Genomic DNA, 16,554 nt, shown 5'->3' with positions numbered 1-16,554 from the left:
GTCCTGAACCCGCTGGGCGTGCCCGGCCGGATGAACGTCGGCCAGGTCCTGGAGACCCACCTCGGCTGGATCGCCGCCCGAGGATGGGACGTCACCGGAGTCCAGGAGGCGTGGGCCGAGCGCCTGCGCGACAAGGGCCTGGGCACGGTGGAGCCGCGCACGAACGTCGCGACCCCGGTCTTCGACGGCGCCCACGAGGAGGAGATCGTCGGCCTGCTCAAGAACACCCTGGTCAACAGGGACGGCGAGCGCATGGTCGGCGAGAACGGCAAGGCACGGCTGTTCGACGGCCGCTCCGGCGAGCCGTTCCCGCACCCGATCTCGGTCGGCTACATCTACATCCTGAAGCTGCTCCACCTGGTGGACGACAAGATCCACGCCCGGTCGACCGGTCCGTACTCGATGATCACCCAGCAGCCGCTCGGCGGTAAGGCCCAGTTCGGCGGCCAGCGCTTCGGTGAGATGGAGGTGTGGGCTCTGGAGGCCTACGGCGCGGCGTACGCGCTGCAGGAGCTGCTGACGATCAAGTCCGACGACGTGCTGGGCCGCGTGAAGGTCTACGAGGCCATCGTCAAGGGCGAGAACATCCCCGAGGCGGGCATTCCCGAGTCCTTCAAGGTCCTCATCAAGGAGATGCAGTCGCTCTGCCTGAACGTCGAGGTTCTGTCGAGCGACGGGATGTCGATCGAGATGAGAGACACCGACGAGGACGTCTTCCGCGCGGCGGAGGAGCTCGGCATCGACCTGTCCCGACGCCCCCACGAGGGCGCGATGACCGTCGACGAGGTCTGATCAAAAAGGGGATTAACTAGTGCTCGACGTCAACTTCTTCGACGAGCTGCGCATCGGCCTCGCGACCGCCGACGACATTCGGCAGTGGTCGCACGGCGAGGTGAAGAAGCCGGAGACCATCAACTACCGAACCCTCAAGCCGGAGAAGGACGGGCTCTTCTGCGAGAAGATCTTCGGTCCGACCCGCGACTGGGAGTGCTACTGCGGCAAGTACAAGCGCGTCCGCTTCAAGGGCATCATCTGTGAGCGCTGTGGCGTCGAGGTCACGCGCGCCAAGGTGCGCCGCGAGCGGATGGGCCACATCGAGCTGGCCGCTCCCGTCACCCACATCTGGTACTTCAAGGGCGTCCCGTCCCGTCTGGGGTACCTGCTCGACCTCGCCCCGAAGGACCTGGAGAAGGTCATCTACTTCGCGGCGTACATGATCACGCATGTCGACACCGAGATGCGTGACCGCGACCTGCCGTCGCTGGAGGCGAAGATCTCCGTCGAGCGGCAGCACGTCGAGCAGCGCCGTGACGCGGACATCGAGGCCCGCCAGAAGAAGCTCGAGGCCGACCTGGCCGAGTTGGAGGCCACCGGCGCCAAGGGCGACCAGCGCCGCAAGGTGCGGGAGGGCGCCGACCGCGAGATGCGGCAGCTGCGCGACCGCGCCCAGCGCGAGCTGGACCGGCTCGAGGAGGTCTGGAGCCGCTTCAAGAACCTCAAGGTCCAGGACCTCGAGGGCGACGAGCTGCTCTACCGCGAGATGCGCGACCGCTTCGGCCGCTACTTCCGCGGCGGCATGGGCGCCCAGGCCATCCAGGAGCGGCTGAACAGCTTCGACCTGGAGGCCGAGGCCGAGAACCTGCGCGAGACCATCCGCAGCGGCAAGGGCCAGAAGAAGGCCCGCGCCCTCAAGCGGCTCAAGGTCGTGGCGGCGTTCCTCAACACGCGGAACTCGCCGAGCGGCATGGTGCTCGACTGCATCCCGGTCATCCCGCCGGACCTGCGCCCGATGGTGCAGCTCGACGGTGGCCGGTTCGCGACCTCCGACCTGAACGACCTGTACCGCCGGGTCATCAACCGGAACAACCGGCTCAAGCGTCTGCTCGACCTCGGCGCGCCCGAGATCATCGTGAACAACGAGAAGCGGATGCTCCAGGAGGCCGTCGACGCGCTGTTCGACAACGGCCGCCGCGGCCGCCCGGTCACGGGCCCCGGCAACCGCCCGCTGAAGTCGCTCAGCGACATGCTCAAGGGCAAGCAGGGCCGCTTCCGTCAGAACCTGCTGGGCAAGCGCGTCGACTACTCCGGCCGTTCGGTCATCGTGGTCGGCCCGCAGCTCAAGCTGCACCAGTGCGGCCTGCCCAAGCAGATGGCGCTGGAGCTGTTCAAGCCGTTCGTGATGAAGCGCCTGGTCGACCTCAACCACGCGCAGAACATCAAGTCCGCCAAGCGGATGGTCGAGCGGTCCAAGCCGGTCGTGTGGGACGTGCTGGAAGAGGTCATCACCGAGCACCCGGTGCTGCTCAACCGCGCGCCCACGCTGCACCGCCTGGGCATCCAGGCCTTCGAGCCGCAGCTGGTCGAGGGCAAGGCCATCCAGATCCACCCGCTCGTCTGCACCGCGTTCAACGCGGACTTCGACGGCGACCAGATGGCGGTGCACCTGCCGCTGTCCGCCGAGGCGCAGGCCGAGGCGCGGATCCTGATGCTGTCCACCAACAACATCCTCAAGCCGGCCGACGGCAAGCCGGTGACGATGCCCACCCAGGACATGGTCATCGGTCTGTACTGGCTGACCACCCAGAAGGAGGGCGGCGCCGGCGAGGGCCGGGTGTTCACCACGGTGTCGGAGGCCCTCATGGCCCACGACCGCCACGAGCTGGACATCCAGGCCAAGATCCAGGTCCGCCTCAAGGACGTCCCGCCGCCGCGCGGCTGGGAGGGCCCCGAGGGCTGGGAGTCGGGCGAGCCGTTCCGGCTGGAGACCACGCTGGGCCGGTGCCTGTTCAACCAGACGCTGCCGGACAACTACCCCTTCGTGAACTACCAGGTCGGCAAGAAGCAGCTCTCGGCGATCGTCAACGAGCTGGCCGAGCGGTACCCGAAGGTGGAGGTCGCCAACGCCCTCGACGCGCTCAAGGACGCCGGCTTCTACTGGGCGACCCGCGCCGGCGTCACGATCTCGATCGAGGACGTCGTCGCGCCGCCGAACAAGGCCGCGATCATGGAGTCGTACGAGCGGCGGGCCGACAAGGTGCAGCGCGAGTACGACCGGGGTCTGATCACCGACGAGGAGCGCCGTCAGGAGCTCATCGAGATCTGGACCCACGCGACCGCGGACGTCGAGACCGACATGGTCAACGCGTTCCCGGCCACCAACCCGGTCTGGATGATGGTCAACTCCGGCGCCCGCGGCAACAAGATGCAGGTCCGGCAGATCGCCGGTATCCGCGGCCTGGTGTCCAACACCAAGGGTGAGACGATCCCGCGGCCGATCAAGTCCTCCTTCCGCGAGGGCCTGTCGGTGCTGGAGTACTTCATCTCGACCCACGGTCAGCGGAAGGGTCTGGCGGACACCGCTCTGCGGACCGCCGACTCCGGCTACCTGACCCGTCGTCTGGTCGACGTCGCGCAGGACGTCATCGTGCGCGAGATCGACTGCGGCACCGACCGGGCCGTCCCGCTGCACGTCGGCGAGCGCGACTCGCAGGGCAACCTGGTGAAGGCCGAGAACGCCGAGAGCAACGTGCACGGCCGCATCCTGGCCGAGGACGTCGAGGTGGACGGCAAGCTCGTCGCGTCGGCGGGCGTCGACATCAACGACGACGTCGTGACGGCGCTGGTGAACGCCGGCATCGAGACGGTCAGGACCCGCAGCACGCTGGTGTGCGAGGCCAAGATCGGTGTCTGCGCGACCTGCTACGGCCGTTCCCTGGCGACCGGCAAGCTCGTGGACGTCGGCGAGGCCGTCGGCATCATCGCCGCCCAGTCCATCGGCGAGCCCGGCACGCAGCTGACGATGCGGACCTTCCACACCGGTGGTGTGGCGGGCGCCGACATCACCCACGGTCTGCCGCGTGTCCAGGAGCTGTTCGAGGCGCGCATCCCCAAGGGTGTCGCCCCGATCAGCGAGGTCGCCGGCCGGGTGCGGATCGACGAGACCGACAAGACCCGCAAGATCGTCATCACTCCGGACGACGGCGCCGACGAGGTGGCCTACCCGGTGTCGATGCGCTCGCGGCTCCTCGTCTCCGAGGGCCAGCGCGTCGACGTCGGCCAGCTGCTGGTCGCGGGTGCGCGCAACCCCAACGAGGTGCTGCGCATCCTCGGCCCGCGTGCCGTCCAGCTCCACCTGGTGGACGAGGTGCAGCAGGTCTACCGCTCGCAGGGTGTGTCGATCCACGACAAGCACATCGAGGTCATCGTCCGGCAGATGCTCAAGCGCGTGAACGTGCTGGAGTCCGGCGACACCGAGCTGCTGCCCGGCGAGCTGGTCGAGCGGCCGCGCTTCGAGGCCATGAACCGGCAGACGGTGGCGGAGGGCGGCCAGCCGGCCTCCGGCCGTCCGGTCCTGATGGGCATCACCAAGGCCTCGCTCGCCACCGAGTCGTGGCTGTCGGCGGCGTCCTTCCAGGAGACGACGCGGGTCCTCACCGACGCGGCCATCCACGCCAAGTCGGACTCGCTGCTCGGCCTCAAGGAGAACGTCATCATCGGTAAGCTCATCCCGGCCGGTACGGGCATGCCCCAGTACCGCAACATCCGGGTCGAGCCGACCGAGGAGGCCAAGGCCGCGATGTACACGGTCGGCGGCTACGACGGCTCCGCGTCGGACTACACGTTCGGCTCGGGCAGCGGCGAGGCCGTCCCGCTGGAGGAGTACGACTTCGGCCAGTACGGCCGGTAGCCGTGCCGCGGCGGGCGACCGCCGCACAGGACGACGAAGCGGCCCCGGGCACCCCGCCCGGGGCCGCTTCCCGTTCCGCGGCCCCGGATCCTCCGTGGCCGCCCTCCGCGAGGCCCGGCCCCGGACCTCTCGTGGACGCGCGCGTACCGAAAGCGGCCGGGTCACACCCTTGCCCTCGGTATGATGGAAGGCGATCGGTGGGCTGCCGGCCCCGGACGACGTCGGCCTACGGCGAGCGCCCCTCAAGGGCTTGCCCGCCGTTTTGACGCGTCGTGCAGGGGCGGGTACGCTTGTCGCTCGTGCCCGCACATGCGGGCTGACGCGTGTGTGCCCGGAAATCCTCCCTCGTGGAGGGGTGGGGGCGCACGTGACTCCTCCAGATCGGCCAGGTCCGCCCGGGTGTGGTGCGAACAGCACACGACACGCCCGAGCGCGGGGGCCGGAGGAGACAGACAACCAGCAGGTCATGACACCGGCAGCACCTGCGAAAGCATGACCTGAGACGGGCGGCTCGCCGCCTGGATCAGGAACCCACGTATCACCGGCTAGGCACGAAACGGAGACGCGGTGCCCACCATTCAGCAGTTGGTCCGCAAGGGCCGGCAGGACAAGGTCAGTAAGACCAAGACTCCTGCCCTCAAGGGGAGCCCGCAGCGGCGCGGCGTTTGCACCCGCGTGTACACCACCACCCCCAAGAAGCCCAACTCGGCGCTCCGCAAGGTGGCGCGTGTTCGGCTCACCAACGGCATCGAGGTCACGGCTTACATCCCCGGTGTGGGCCACAACCTCCAGGAGCACTCGATGGTGCTGGTGCGCGGTGGTCGTGTGAAGGACCTGCCGGGTGTTCGCTACAAGATCATCCGCGGTTCGCTGGACACGCAGGCGGTCCGCAACCGCAAGCAGGCCCGCAGCCGTTACGGCGCCAAGAAGGAGAAGAGCTGACATGCCGCGCAAGGGTTCCCCTGGCCGCCGCCAGCTGGTCGCTGACCCGGTGCACAACTCGCCGCTGGTCACCGCTCTGATCAACAAGGTTCTCCTGGACGGCAAGCGCTCCATCGCGCAGTCGATCGTCTACGGCGCCCTCGAGGGCTGCAAGGAGAAGACCGGCAACGACCCGGTCGTCACCCTCAAGCGCGCGCTCGACAACGTCAAGCCCACCCTCGAGGTGCGCAGCCGCCGCGTCGGCGGCGCCACCTACCAGGTGCCGGTCGAGGTGCGCGCCGCTCGCAGCACCACCCTGGCCCTGCGGTGGATCGTGCAGTACGCGCGGGCGCGCCGCGAGAAGACCATGACCGAGCGGCTCATGAACGAGCTGCTCGACGCGAGCAACGGCCTCGGCGCCAGCGTCAAGCGGCGCGAGGACACGCACAAGATGGCCGAGTCCAACAAGGCCTTCGCCCACTACCGCTGGTAGTGAGCACCGACGACGAGTTAAGGACGCGAAGAAGTGGCCACCACGACCGCTCTTGACCTTGCCAAGGTCCGCAACATCGGGATCATGGCCCATATCGACGCGGGCAAGACCACGACGACCGAGCGCATCCTGTTCTACACCGGCATCAACTACAAGATCGGTGAAGTCCACGAGGGCGCCGCCACGATGGACTGGATGGAGCAGGAGCAGGAGCGCGGCATCACGATCACGTCCGCCGCGACGACCTGTGAGTGGCTCGGGCACACCATCAACATCATCGACACGCCCGGCCACGTCGACTTCACCATCGAGGTCGAGCGGTCGCTGCGCGTGCTCGACGGCGCGGTCGCCGTGTTCGACGGCGTCGCTGGTGTGGAGCCGCAGTCGGAGACGGTGTGGCGCCAGGCCGACCGGTACGGCGTGCCCCGGATCTGCTTCGTGAACAAGATGGACCGGGTCGGCGCGGAGTTCCACCGCTGCGTCGACATGATGATCAACCGGCTGAACTCCACGCCGGCGGTCATCCAGCTTCCCTGGGGCGTCGAGGCCGACTTCAAGGGCGTCATCGACCTGGTGAAGATGAAGGGCCTCATCTGGAGCGCCGAGGCGGCCAAGGGCGAGATGTACGACACCGTCGACATCCCGGCCGACCACGCCGACGCGGCCCGCGAGTGGCGCGACAAGCTCGTCGAGACGGTCGCCGAGAACGACGACGAGCTCATGGAGCTCTTCCTGGAGGGCGTCGAGCCCACCGAGGAGCAGCTCGTCGCCGCCCTCCGGCGGGCGACGATCATCGGTGCGATCAACCCGGTCCTGTGCGGCACGGCGTTCAAGAACAAGGGCGTCCAGCCCCTGCTCGACGCGATCGTCGCCTACCTCCCCGCCCCCACCGACATCCCGGCCTTCAAGGGCCACGCGGTGGGCAACGAGGAGCAGGTCGTCGAGCGTCACCCGGACCCGAACGAGCCGTTCGCGGCGCTGGCGTTCAAGATCATGAGCGACCCGCACCTGGGCAAGCTGACCTACATCCGCATCTACTCCGGAACGCTCGAGACCGGCACCACTGTGGTGAACTCGGTGAAGGGCAAGAAGGAGCGGATCGGCAAGATCTACCAGATGCACGCGAACAAGCGCGAGGAGCGCCCGAGCGCGACCGCTGGTCAGATCGTGGCCGTCATGGGCCTGAAGGACACCACCACCGGTGACACCCTCTCCGACCCGACCAAGCAGGTCGTCCTCGAGTCGATGACGTTCCCCGCGCCGGTCATCAACGTCGCGATCGAGCCCAAGACCAAGGGCGACCAGGAGAAGCTGGGGACCGCGATCCAGCGGCTGGCCGAGGAGGACCCGTCCTTCCAGGTCCGCCGCGACGAGGAGACCGGTCAGACGGTCATCTGGGGAATGGGCGAGCTCCACCTGGAGATCCTCGTCGACCGGATGCGCCGCGAGTTCAAGGTCGAGGCCAACGTCGGACGCCCGCAGGTCGCCTACCGCGAGACCATCCGCCGCAAGGTGGAGAAGGTCGAGTACACGCACAAGAAGCAGACCGGTGGTTCCGGCCAGTTCGCGCGCGTGATCATCGACCTGGAGCCGCTGGGTGAGGGCAACGACGGCTACGAGTTCCAGAACAAGGTCACCGGTGGCCGCATCCCGCGGGAGTACATCCCGTCGGTCGACGCGGGCGCGCAGGAGGCGGCCGAGTTCGGCGTGCTCGCCGGCTACCCGATGGTCGGCGTCAAGGTCACGCTTCAGGACGGCGCGTTCCACGAGGTCGACTCGTCGGAAATGGCCTTCAAGATCGCCGGCTCGATGGCCTTCAAGGAGGCCGCGCGCAAGGCGGACGCCGTACTCCTCGAGCCGATGATGGCCGTCGAGGTCACCACGCCCGAGGACTACATGGGAGACGTCATCGGCGACCTCAACGGTCGTCGCGGGCAGATCCAGGCAATGGACGAACGGTCCGGCGCCCGTGTCATCAGGGCGCTCGTTCCGCTCTCTGAGATGTTCGGCTACGTGGGCGACCTTCGCAGCCGTACTCAGGGACGGGCGAGCTACAGCATGCAGTTCGACTCCTACTCGGAGGTGCCCCCGGGCATCGCCAAGGAGATCGTCGCGAAGGCTAGGGGCGAGTAGTTCCGCTCGCCGTACGTCGGGGCGCCCCCGGGCGCCCCGCCGTACGGAGCCTGAGTTGCAAGACGCAAGTCAAGTCAGAATCTCTAAGGAGACAGACCAGTGGCCAAGGCCAAGTTCGAGCGGAACAAGCCGCACGTGAACATCGGCACCATTGGGCACATCGACCACGGCAAGACCACTCTGACCGCGGCGATCACCAAGGTGCTTCACGACCGTTTCCCGCAGCTCAACGAGGCGACCCCGTTCGACAAGATCGACAAGGCGCCCGAGGAGAAGGCTCGCGGAATCACCATCTCCATCGCGCACGTCGAGTACCAGACCGAGAAGCGCCACTACGCCCACGTGGACTGCCCCGGTCACGCCGACTACGTGAAGAACATGATCACCGGTGCCGCCCAGATGGACGGCGCGATCCTGGTGGTCGCGGCGACCGACGGCCCGATGCCGCAGACGAAGGAGCACGTCCTCCTGGCCCGCCAGGTCGGCGTTCCCTACATCGTCGTGGCCCTCAACAAGGCCGACATGGTCGACGACGAGGAGATCCTGGAGCTCGTCGAGCTCGAGGTCCGCGAGCTGCTGTCCGCCCAGGAGTTCCCGGGCGACGACCTGCCGGTCGTGCGCGTCTCGGCGCTCAAGGCGCTCGAGGGCGACGAGAAGTGGGGCGACTCCATCATCGAGCTCATGAACGCCGTGGACGAGAACGTCCCCGAGCCCGTTCGTGACACCGACAAGCCGTTCCTCATGCCGATCGAGGACGTGTTCTCGATCACCGGTCGCGGCACCGTCGTCACCGGCCGTATCGAGCGCGGTGTCGTCAAGGTCAACGAGACCGTCGACATCATCGGCATCAAGGAGAAGAGCACCACGACGACCGTCACCGGCGTCGAGATGTTCCGCAAGCTCCTCGACGAGGGCCAGGCCGGCGACAACGTCGGTCTGCTCCTGCGTGGCATCAAGCGCGAGGACGTCGAGCGCGGCCAGTGTGTCATCAAGCCGGGCACGACGACCCCGCACACCGAGTTCGAGGCGCAGGTCTACATCCTGTCCAAGGACGAGGGCGGCCGCCACACGCCGTTCTTCAACAACTACCGTCCTCAGTTCTACTTCCGTACGACTGACGTGACGGGCGTGGTGAACCTGCCGGAGGGCACCGAGATGGTCATGCCCGGTGACAACACCGAGATGACCGTCCAGCTCATCCAGCCGATCGCCATGGAAGAGGGTCTGAAGTTCGCGATCCGTGAGGGCGGCCGCACCGTCGGCGCCGGTCGCGTCACCAAGATCATCAAGTAGTAGCACCGCGAGGCGGCGGTCGGGCCCGCACAGGGCCTGGCCGCCGCACCGCGCGGGGGCCGGGAACGGCTCCTCCGTGGACGGCGAAACCGTGATCTCGCAGTGCTTTCGGCCGCGGTATGACCGAAGCCACTGCCAGATCACGGAGAACCGCCGGTCCACGGGACCGAAAAGCGGCAATGGGCCGCACGAAGCTTAATAGGACGACAGCGAAGGACACCGAGGCCATTATGGCGGGACAGAAGATCCGCATCCGGCTTAAGGCGTATGACCACGAGGTCATCGACAGCTCGGCCAAGAAGATCGTCGAGACGGTGACGCGGACCGGCGCCAAGGTCGCTGGCCCGGTGCCGCTGCCGACCGAGAAGAACGTGTACTGCGTGATCCGGTCGCCGCACAAGTACAAGGACAGCCGCGAGCACTTTGAGATGCGCACCCACAAGCGGCTGATTGACATCATCGACCCGACGCCCAAGACGGTCGACTCGCTCATGCGTCTCGACCTGCCGGCTGGCGTCGACATCTCGATCAAGCTCTAAGGAACGCACTGACATGGCTAAGCAGATCAAGGGCGTCCTGGGCAAGAAGCTCGGCATGACCCAGGTCTTCGACGAGGCGAACCGGGTGGTCCCGGTCACCGTCGTCGAGGCCGGTCCGTGCGTGGTGACCCGGGTCCGCACCTCCGAGAAGGACGGCTACTCGGCCGTGCAGATCGGGTTCGGCCAGGTTGACCCGCGCAAGGTCAACAAGCCCCTGGGTGACTACCTGCGCAAGCACGACATCACCCCGCGCCGTTACTTCGCCGAGGTCCGCACCGACGACGCCTCCGAGTACACCCTGGGCCAGGAGATCCTGGCCGACGCCTTCGAGGCCGGGCAGTACGTGGACGTCACCGGCAAGAGCAAGGGCAAGGGCTTCGCGGGTGTCATGAAGCGCCACAACTTCCGTGGTCTGGGCGCTTCGCACGGTACCCAGCGCAAGCACCGCTCGCCCGGCTCCATCGGCGGCTGCGCCACCCCCGGACGCGTCTTCAAGGGCCTGCGCATGGCGGGCCGCATGGGCAACGTCCGCACCACGGTCCAGAGCCTCAAGGTCCACTCCGTCGACGTCGAGAAGAACCTCATCCTGATCAAGGGTGCGATTCCCGGCGCCAACGGCAGCCTTGTCCTCCTCCGCACCGCCGCCAAGAAGGGGGTCGCCGCCAAATGAGCACGACCATTGACGTCCTCGACGCCAGCGGCGCCAAGACGGGGACCGTCGACCTGCCGGAGGAGATCTTCGGCGCCAAGGTCAACGTGCCGCTGATCCACCAGGTCGTCGTGGCCCAGCTCGCCGCCCGCCGGCAGGGCACCCACGCGACGAAGACCCGCGGCGCCGTCTCCGGCGGCGGCAAGAAGCCGTACCGGCAGAAGGGCACCGGCCGCGCCCGCCAGGGCTCGACCCGCGCGCCGCAGTTCGCCGGCGGTGGCACCGTCCACGGCCCGCAGCCCCGCAGCTACGAGCAGCGGACGCCCAAGAAGATGAAGGCCGCCGCGCTGCGCGGTGCCCTGTCCGACAGGGCCAACGGCGGGCGGGTGCACGTGGTGAGCGCCCTGGTCACCGGCGAGACGCCGAAGACCCAGGCCGCCCTCGACGCCCTCCGCAAGGTCACGCAGGCCGCCAGCGTGCTCGTCGTGGTCGACGAGGCCGACGAGCTGACCTGGCTGAGCCTGCGCAACGCGCCCGAGGTCCACCTGCTGGACTCGGGCCAGCTGAACACCTACGACGTGCTGTGCTACGACGACGTGGTCTTCACCCGTGAGGCGTACGACCAGGTCGTGGCCCGTCTGGGCGACAGCGGGAAGGAAGAGGCCTGATGCAGAAGATCGCCGACCCGCGCGACATCATCCTCAAGCCGATCGTCTCCGAGAAGAGCTACGGCCTGATCGATGAGCACAACAAGTACACCTTCCTGGTGCGCAAGGGTGCCAACAAGACGCAGGTGAAGATCGCCGTCGAGCAGATCTTCGGCGTCAAGGTGACCGGGGTCAACACGATCAACCGGCAGGGCAAGCGCAAGCGGACCCGGCACGGTTACGGCCAGCGCCCGGACACCAAGCGCGCGATCGTGAGTCTCGCCGAGGGCGAGCGGATCGACATCTTCGGCCAGGTCGGCTGACCCAGCGCCGTACGCGGGGACGCGGGATCCCGGCCCAGCCGAGGATCCCGGCCCGGAAGACAGCACCGGGGGGACCGCCGAGAGGCGGACCCCGACCGGTACGAACCGACGAAGGATGAACGAAAGAGATGGGCATCCGAAAGTACAAGCCGACGACTCCGGGTCGTCGCGGCGCGAGCGTCTCGGACTTCGCCGAGATCACGCGCAGCACCCCGGAGAAGTCGCTGCTTGCCCCGCTGCACAGCAAGGGCGGCCGTAACGTCCACGGCCGGGTGACCGCCCGGCACCAGGGAGGCGGGCACAAGCGCGCCTACCGGATCATCGACTTCCGCCGCCACGACAAGGACGGGATCCCGGCCAAGGTCGCGCACATCGAGTACGACCCCAACCGGACCTCCCGCATCGCGCTGCTCCACTACGCCGACGGCGAGAAGCGGTACATCCTCGCCCCCGCCGGCCTCAAGCAGGGCGACCAGGTCGAGAACGGTCCCGGGGCCGACATCAAGCCGGGCAACTGCCTGCCGCTGCGCAACATCCCGACCGGTACCTTCATCCACGCGGTGGAGCTCCGTCCGGGCGGCGGCGCCAAGCTGGGCCGCAGCGCCGGCGCGCAGATCCAGCTGCTCGCCAAGGAGGGCACGTACGCCACGCTGCGCATGCCCTCCGGTGAAATGCGCCAGGTCGACGTCCGCTGCCGCGCCTCCGTGGGCCAGGTGGGCAACGCCGAGCAGGGCAACATCAGCATCGGCAAGGCCGGCCGCAACCGCTGGAAGGGCAAGCGCCCCACGGTCCGCGGTGTCGCCATGAACCCGGTCGACCACCCGCACGGCGGTGGTGAGGGCAAGACCTCCGGTGGTCGCCACCCGGTGAACCCCAAGGGCAAGCCCGAGGGCCGTACCCGCCAGGCGAACAAGCCCAGCGACCGCCTGATCATCCGTCGTCGGAGCAAGAGGAAGAAGCGGTAGGAGCAGCCGATATGCCACGTAGTCTTAAGAAGGGTCCCTTCGTGGACGATCACCTTCAGAAGAAGGTGGATGTCCAGAACGAGAAGGGCACCAAGAACGTCATCAAGACGTGGTCGCGGCGCTCCATGATCGTGCCCGACATGATCGGCCACACGATCGCCGTGCACGACGGCCGCAAGCACGTCCCGGTGTTCATCACCGAGGCCATGATCGGTCACAAGCTCGGTGAGTTCGCCCCCACGCGGACGTTCCGCAGCCACGTCAAGGAAGACCGCCGCAGCCGGCGGTAAGCGCCTTCAAGCAAGCAGTTAGAGGAGAAAGCGATGGAAGCCAGGGCACAGGCGCGGTACGCGCGCCACACGCCCCGGAAGGCCCGCCGCGTGGTGGACCTCATTCGCGGGCTGCCCGCTTCGGAGGCGCAGGCCGTGCTGCAGTTCGCTCCCCAGTCGGCGAGCGAGACCGTCTACAAGGTGCTCTCGAGCGCGATCGCGAACGCGGAGCACAACTTCAAGCTCGACCGGGACACGCTCTTCGTGAGCCGCGCGTGGGTGGACGAGGGTCCGACCCTGAAGCGGTTCCGCCCGCGTGCCCAGGGTCGCGCCTATCGGATCAACAAGCGGACGAGCCACATCACCGTGATCGTGGAGTCCCGCGAGCCGAAGGGAAGGACCCGCTAGTGGGCCAGAAGGTTAACCCGCACGGGTTCCGCCTCGGCATCACGACCGACTTCAAGAGCCGGTGGTACGCCGACAAGCTGTACAAGTCGTACGTCGCCGAGGACGTGGCGATCCGTCGCATGCTGCAGAAGGGCATGGAGCGGGCCGGCATCTCCAAGGTCGAGATCGAGCGCACGACCGACCGCGTGCAGGTCGACATCCACACCGCCCGGCCGGGCATCGTCATCGGCCGCCGCGGCGCCGAGGCCGACCGCATCCGCGGCGACCTGGAGAAGCTGACCAAGAAGCAGGTCCAGCTGAACATCCTCGAGGTGAAGAACCCCGAGATCGACGCGCAGCTCGTCGCGCAGGGCGTGGCCGAGCAGCTGTCCAGCCGCGTCTCGTTCCGCCGGGCCATGCGCAAGGCCATGCAGTCCGCCATGAAGAGCGGGGCCAAGGGCATCCGTGTCCAGTGCTCCGGCCGTCTGGGCGGCGCCGAGATGTCGCGCTCGGAGTTCTACCGCGAGGGCCGCGTGCCCCTGCACACGCTCCGCGCCGACATCGACTTCGGGCTCTACGAGGCCCGGACCACCTTCGGCCGTATCGGCGTGAAGGTGTGGATCTACAAGGGCGAGGCTCCGACGAGCCGCCAGGAGCGCGAGGCCGCCGCGGCCGGCGCCCGGGCGAGTCAGCGTCGTGAGCGCGACGACCGTCGCGGTGGCGGCACGGGCGACCGTCCGCGTCGTGGCGGCGGCGACCGTCCGCGTCGTGGCGGCGCCGCGGGTCGCGGCGACCGCGCCCCCAGGACCGAGGCGGCCGCGCAGGCCGCCCCCGAGACCGGCCCGGCGGAGCAGCCGGGTGCTGAAGGGAGCTGACCATGCTGATCCCGCGCAGGGTCAAGCACCGTAAGCAGCACCGGCCCGACCGTCACGGTGCGGCCAAGGGTGGCACCCGGGTGGTGTTCGGCGAGTTCGGCATCCAGGCGCTTGAGCACTCCTACGTGACCAACCGCCAGATCGAGGCCGCGCGTATCGCCATGACCCGGCACATCCGCCGTGGCGGCAAGGTCTGGATCAACATCTTCCCGGACCGTCCGCTCACGAAGAAGCCGGCCGAGACCCGCATGGGTTCCGGTAAGGGCTCTCCGGAGTGGTGGATCGCCAATGTCAAGCCCGGCCGAGTCATGTTCGAGCTGTCCGGCGTCGCCGAGCCCGTGGCCCGTGAGGCCATGCGCCGCGCGATGCACAAGCTGCCCATGAAGTGCCGGTTCGTCAAGCGTGAAGTGGGTGAGGCGTGATGGCTAAGGGTCTGACCGCCGCGGAGCTGCGGGTCGAGGACCAGGACGTCCTCGTCCAGAAGCTGAAGGAGGCGAAGGAGGAGCTGTTCAACCTCCGCTTCCAGTCGGCGACGGGGCAGTTGGAGAGCCACGGGCGGCTGCGCGCCGTCCGCCGCGAGATCGCCCGTATCTACACCGTGATGCGCGAGCGGGAGCTCGGCATCGTCACGGTCGAGAAGGAGCCGAGCGATGGCTGAAGCAACTGAGACCACGACCACCGAGGCGCGGAACTACCGCAAGACCCGTGAGGGCCTGGTCGTCAGCGACAAGATGGACAAGACCGTCGTCGTCGCCGTCGAGGACCGCGTCAAGCACCCCCTGTACGGCAAGGTCATCCGCCGTACGACCAAGTACAAGGCCCACGACGAGCAGAACGCCTGCGGCGTCGGCGACCGCGTCCTCCTGATGGAGACCCGGCCGCTGTCCGCCACCAAGCGCTGGCGGGTCGTCGAGATCCTCGAGAAGGCCAAGTAACACCAGCAGACGCGCCTCGTGGGGGGTGGGAGACCGCCCCCCATGACGGTGTCCAAGGGGCGGGACCGCGCGGCGGCCCCGCCCGCCCGCGGCGGCGGTACGGCTGTCGCCGAGGGAAAAAGACCACATCGGGTTCGGCCAGGCTCACCACCGGGTGAGAACCGGCACGACAAACAGGAGTAGACGTGATTCAGCAGGAGTCGCGGCTCAAGGTCGCCGACAACACGGGTGCCAAGGAGATTCTCTGCATCCGCGTTCTCGGCGGCTCGGGTCGGCGCTACGCGGGAATCGGCGACGTCATCGTTGCGACGGTGAAGGACGCCATTCCCGGCGGAGGCGTGAAGAAAGGCGACGTTGTCAAGGCTGTCGTGGTGCGCACCGTGAAGGAGCGCCGCCGCCCCGACGGCTCCTACATCCGCTTCGACGAGAACGCCGCGGTCATCATCAAGGACAGCGGCGACCCTCGCGGCACCCGCATCTTCGGCCCGGTCGGCCGGGAACTGCGCGACAAGAAGTTCATGCGCATCATCTCGCTCGCCCCGGAGGTGCTGTGATGTCGAAGCTGCACGTGAAGAAGGGTGACCTGGTCCAGGTCATCGCCGGCAAGGACAAGGGCGCCAAGGGCCGGATCATCGCCGCCTACCCGCGTGAGGAGCGCGTGGTGGTCGAGGGCGTGAACATGATCAAGAAGCACTCCAAGGTGACCCACCAGGGCCCGCGCGGCGCCAAGGAGGGCGGCGTGCAGACCATGGAGGCCCCCATCCACGTGAGCAACGTGAAGAAGCTCAAGGATGAGGAGAAGGCCGACAAGCCCGAGAAGAAGGCCGCCGCGAAGAGCGACGCCGACGCGGCGGGTGAGGAAAGCTGATGACCGCCACCACTGAAGAGCGCACCCTTCCGCGCCTCAAGCAGCGCTACCGCGAGGAGATCATCGCGAAGCTGCGCGAGGAGTTCGGCATCGAGAACATCATGCAGGTGCCCACGATCACCAAGATCAAGGTGAACATGGGCGTCGGCGAGGCCGCCCGCGACTCGAAGCTCATCGAGGGCGCCGTCCGCGACCTCACCGCGATCACCGGCCAGAAGCCGGCCGTCGCCCGCGCCCGCAAGTCCATCGCGCAGTTCAAGCTGCGCGAGGGCATGCCGATCGGCGCGCACGTGACGCTCCGAGGCGACCGCATGTGGGAGTTCCTCGACCGCCTGCTGTCGCTCGCGCTGCCGCGCATCCGGGACTTCCGCGGTCTGTCGCCGAAGCAGTTCGACGGCAACGGCAACTACACGTTCGGTCTCACGGAGCAGGTCATGTTCCACGAGGTCGACCAGGACAGGGTCGACCGGCAGCGGGGCATGGACATCACGGTCGTGACCAGCGCCACGAACGACGACCAGGGCCGGGCGCTGCTGAAGCACCTCGGATTCCCCTTCAAGGAGGCCTGAG

The 16,554-nt window shown here is 67.9% G+C and carries 19 protein-coding genes and 1 pseudogene; all 20 read left to right on the top strand.

The window, feature by feature from the left end:
* A pseudogene (locus MPTA5024_RS25060) lies at positions 1 to 792 on the top strand (DNA-directed RNA polymerase subunit beta); the annotation flags it as partial.
* A 19-nt stretch (positions 793 to 811) separates the two neighbouring features.
* The gene (locus MPTA5024_RS25055; RefSeq protein WP_036328540.1) at positions 812 to 4,687 is read left to right on the top strand and encodes a DNA-directed RNA polymerase subunit beta'; all 3,876 of its coding nucleotides are present in this window, start codon (positions 812 to 814) and stop codon (positions 4,685 to 4,687) included.
* A 567-nt stretch (positions 4,688 to 5,254) separates the two neighbouring features.
* Complete coding sequence (gene rpsL / locus MPTA5024_RS25050; RefSeq protein WP_030508316.1) at positions 5,255 to 5,629, top strand: 30S ribosomal protein S12; 375 nt, start codon at positions 5,255 to 5,257, stop codon at positions 5,627 to 5,629.
* A 1-nt stretch (position 5,630) separates the two neighbouring features.
* Positions 5,631 to 6,101, top strand: a complete 471-nt coding sequence (rpsG, locus tag MPTA5024_RS25045) for a 30S ribosomal protein S7 (RefSeq protein ID WP_036328537.1) — start codon at positions 5,631 to 5,633, stop codon at positions 6,099 to 6,101.
* An 84-nt stretch (positions 6,102 to 6,185) separates the two neighbouring features.
* Entirely contained in the window at positions 6,186 to 8,234 is a 2,049-nt protein-coding gene (fusA, locus tag MPTA5024_RS25040; protein ID WP_051458679.1) for an elongation factor G, read from the top strand.
* A gap of 99 nt (positions 8,235 to 8,333) precedes the next feature.
* Positions 8,334 to 9,527 carry an elongation factor Tu gene (tuf, locus tag MPTA5024_RS25035; protein ID WP_036328531.1) on the top strand — a complete coding sequence of 398 codons (1,194 nt, stop codon included), beginning with the start codon at positions 8,334 to 8,336 and terminating at the stop codon, positions 9,525 to 9,527.
* A 230-nt stretch (positions 9,528 to 9,757) separates the two neighbouring features.
* Entirely contained in the window at positions 9,758 to 10,066 is a 309-nt protein-coding gene (gene rpsJ / locus MPTA5024_RS25030; RefSeq protein ID WP_012887830.1) for a 30S ribosomal protein S10, read from the top strand.
* A 13-nt stretch (positions 10,067 to 10,079) separates the two neighbouring features.
* Positions 10,080 to 10,736 carry a 50S ribosomal protein L3 gene (rplC, locus tag MPTA5024_RS25025; protein WP_036328529.1) on the top strand — a complete coding sequence of 219 codons (657 nt, stop codon included), beginning with the start codon at positions 10,080 to 10,082 and terminating at the stop codon, positions 10,734 to 10,736.
* Positions 10,733 to 11,383 carry a 50S ribosomal protein L4 gene (gene rplD / locus MPTA5024_RS25020; protein WP_036328527.1) on the top strand — a complete coding sequence of 217 codons (651 nt, stop codon included), beginning with the start codon at positions 10,733 to 10,735 and terminating at the stop codon, positions 11,381 to 11,383. Before rplC ends, rplD begins: the two co-directional genes overlap by 4 nt.
* Positions 11,383 to 11,685, top strand: coding sequence for a 50S ribosomal protein L23 (gene rplW, locus MPTA5024_RS25015; RefSeq protein ID WP_036328524.1), 303 nt, complete (start codon positions 11,383 to 11,385; stop codon positions 11,683 to 11,685). Before rplD ends, rplW begins: the two co-directional genes overlap by 1 nt.
* A gap of 128 nt (positions 11,686 to 11,813) precedes the next feature.
* Positions 11,814 to 12,650 (top strand): 50S ribosomal protein L2, encoded by an 837-nt coding sequence (gene rplB / locus MPTA5024_RS25010; protein ID WP_036328521.1) that lies wholly within the window; start codon positions 11,814 to 11,816, stop codon positions 12,648 to 12,650.
* Positions 12,651 to 12,661: 11 nt separating this feature from the next.
* Positions 12,662 to 12,940 (top strand): 30S ribosomal protein S19, encoded by a 279-nt coding sequence (gene rpsS, locus MPTA5024_RS25005; RefSeq protein WP_036328519.1) that lies wholly within the window; start codon positions 12,662 to 12,664, stop codon positions 12,938 to 12,940.
* Positions 12,941 to 12,973: 33 nt separating this feature from the next.
* Positions 12,974 to 13,327, top strand: coding sequence for a 50S ribosomal protein L22 (gene rplV / locus MPTA5024_RS25000; protein ID WP_036328517.1), 354 nt, complete (start codon positions 12,974 to 12,976; stop codon positions 13,325 to 13,327).
* On the top strand, positions 13,327 to 14,181 hold the full coding sequence (gene rpsC / locus MPTA5024_RS24995) for a 30S ribosomal protein S3 (protein ID WP_036328515.1): 855 nt from the start codon (positions 13,327 to 13,329) through the stop codon (positions 14,179 to 14,181). The genes rplV and rpsC overlap by 1 nt, the downstream gene beginning before the upstream one ends.
* A 2-nt stretch (positions 14,182 to 14,183) precedes the next feature.
* Positions 14,184 to 14,603, top strand: coding sequence for a 50S ribosomal protein L16 (gene rplP / locus MPTA5024_RS24990; protein ID WP_036328513.1), 420 nt, complete (start codon positions 14,184 to 14,186; stop codon positions 14,601 to 14,603).
* A complete protein-coding gene (gene rpmC, locus MPTA5024_RS24985) occupies positions 14,603 to 14,839 on the top strand; it encodes a 50S ribosomal protein L29 (RefSeq protein WP_036329435.1) in 237 nt (78 codons plus the stop codon). The genes rplP and rpmC overlap by 1 nt, the downstream gene beginning before the upstream one ends.
* Positions 14,832 to 15,116 (top strand): 30S ribosomal protein S17, encoded by a 285-nt coding sequence (rpsQ, locus tag MPTA5024_RS24980; protein ID WP_036328511.1) that lies wholly within the window; start codon positions 14,832 to 14,834, stop codon positions 15,114 to 15,116. The genes rpmC and rpsQ overlap by 8 nt, the downstream gene beginning before the upstream one ends.
* Before the next feature lie 185 nt (positions 15,117 to 15,301).
* Positions 15,302 to 15,670, top strand: a complete 369-nt coding sequence (gene rplN, locus MPTA5024_RS24975; RefSeq protein ID WP_036328509.1) for a 50S ribosomal protein L14 — start codon at positions 15,302 to 15,304, stop codon at positions 15,668 to 15,670.
* 8 nt (positions 15,671 to 15,678) lie between these two features.
* Complete coding sequence (gene rplX / locus MPTA5024_RS24970; RefSeq protein ID WP_084370019.1) at positions 15,679 to 15,984, top strand: 50S ribosomal protein L24; 306 nt, start codon at positions 15,679 to 15,681, stop codon at positions 15,982 to 15,984.
* The gene (rplE, locus tag MPTA5024_RS24965) at positions 15,984 to 16,553 is read left to right on the top strand and encodes a 50S ribosomal protein L5 (protein ID WP_036328507.1); all 570 of its coding nucleotides are present in this window, start codon (positions 15,984 to 15,986) and stop codon (positions 16,551 to 16,553) included. The genes rplX and rplE overlap by 1 nt, the downstream gene beginning before the upstream one ends.
* Position 16,554 lies beyond the last annotated feature (1 nt).

Origin of the sequence: Microbispora sp. ATCC PTA-5024, from assembly GCF_000511135.2 — a bacterium.
Lineage (GTDB): Bacteria > Actinomycetota > Actinomycetes > Streptosporangiales > Streptosporangiaceae > Microbispora > Microbispora corallina.
Note: the sequence above shows the minus strand (reverse complement) of the source record. Positions and strands in the feature narration are given on the sequence as shown.

Bases quoted from the DNA above. Each gene is read 5' to 3' on its own strand.
- rpsG (WP_036328537.1), top strand. From the start codon at position 5,631: ATGCCGCGCAAGGGTTCCCCTGGCCGCCGCCAGCTGGTCGCTGACCCG.
- fusA (WP_051458679.1), top strand. From the start codon at position 6,186: ATGGCCCATATCGACGCGGGCAAGACCACGACGACCGAGCGCATCCTG.
- rpsJ (WP_012887830.1), top strand. From the start codon at position 9,758: ATGGCGGGACAGAAGATCCGCATCCGGCTTAAGGCGTATGACCACGAG.
- rplC (WP_036328529.1), top strand. From the start codon at position 10,080: ATGGCTAAGCAGATCAAGGGCGTCCTGGGCAAGAAGCTCGGCATGACC.
- rplD (WP_036328527.1), top strand. From the start codon at position 10,733: ATGAGCACGACCATTGACGTCCTCGACGCCAGCGGCGCCAAGACGGGG.
- rplW (WP_036328524.1), top strand. From the start codon at position 11,383: ATGCAGAAGATCGCCGACCCGCGCGACATCATCCTCAAGCCGATCGTC.
- rplB (WP_036328521.1), top strand. From the start codon at position 11,814: ATGGGCATCCGAAAGTACAAGCCGACGACTCCGGGTCGTCGCGGCGCG.
- rpsS (WP_036328519.1), top strand. From the start codon at position 12,662: ATGCCACGTAGTCTTAAGAAGGGTCCCTTCGTGGACGATCACCTTCAG.
- rplV (WP_036328517.1), top strand. From the start codon at position 12,974: ATGGAAGCCAGGGCACAGGCGCGGTACGCGCGCCACACGCCCCGGAAG.
- rplP (WP_036328513.1), top strand. From the start codon at position 14,184: ATGCTGATCCCGCGCAGGGTCAAGCACCGTAAGCAGCACCGGCCCGAC.
- rpmC (WP_036329435.1), top strand. From the start codon at position 14,603: ATGGCTAAGGGTCTGACCGCCGCGGAGCTGCGGGTCGAGGACCAGGAC.
- rpsQ (WP_036328511.1), top strand. From the start codon at position 14,832: ATGGCTGAAGCAACTGAGACCACGACCACCGAGGCGCGGAACTACCGC.
- rplE (WP_036328507.1), top strand. From the start codon at position 15,984: ATGACCGCCACCACTGAAGAGCGCACCCTTCCGCGCCTCAAGCAGCGC.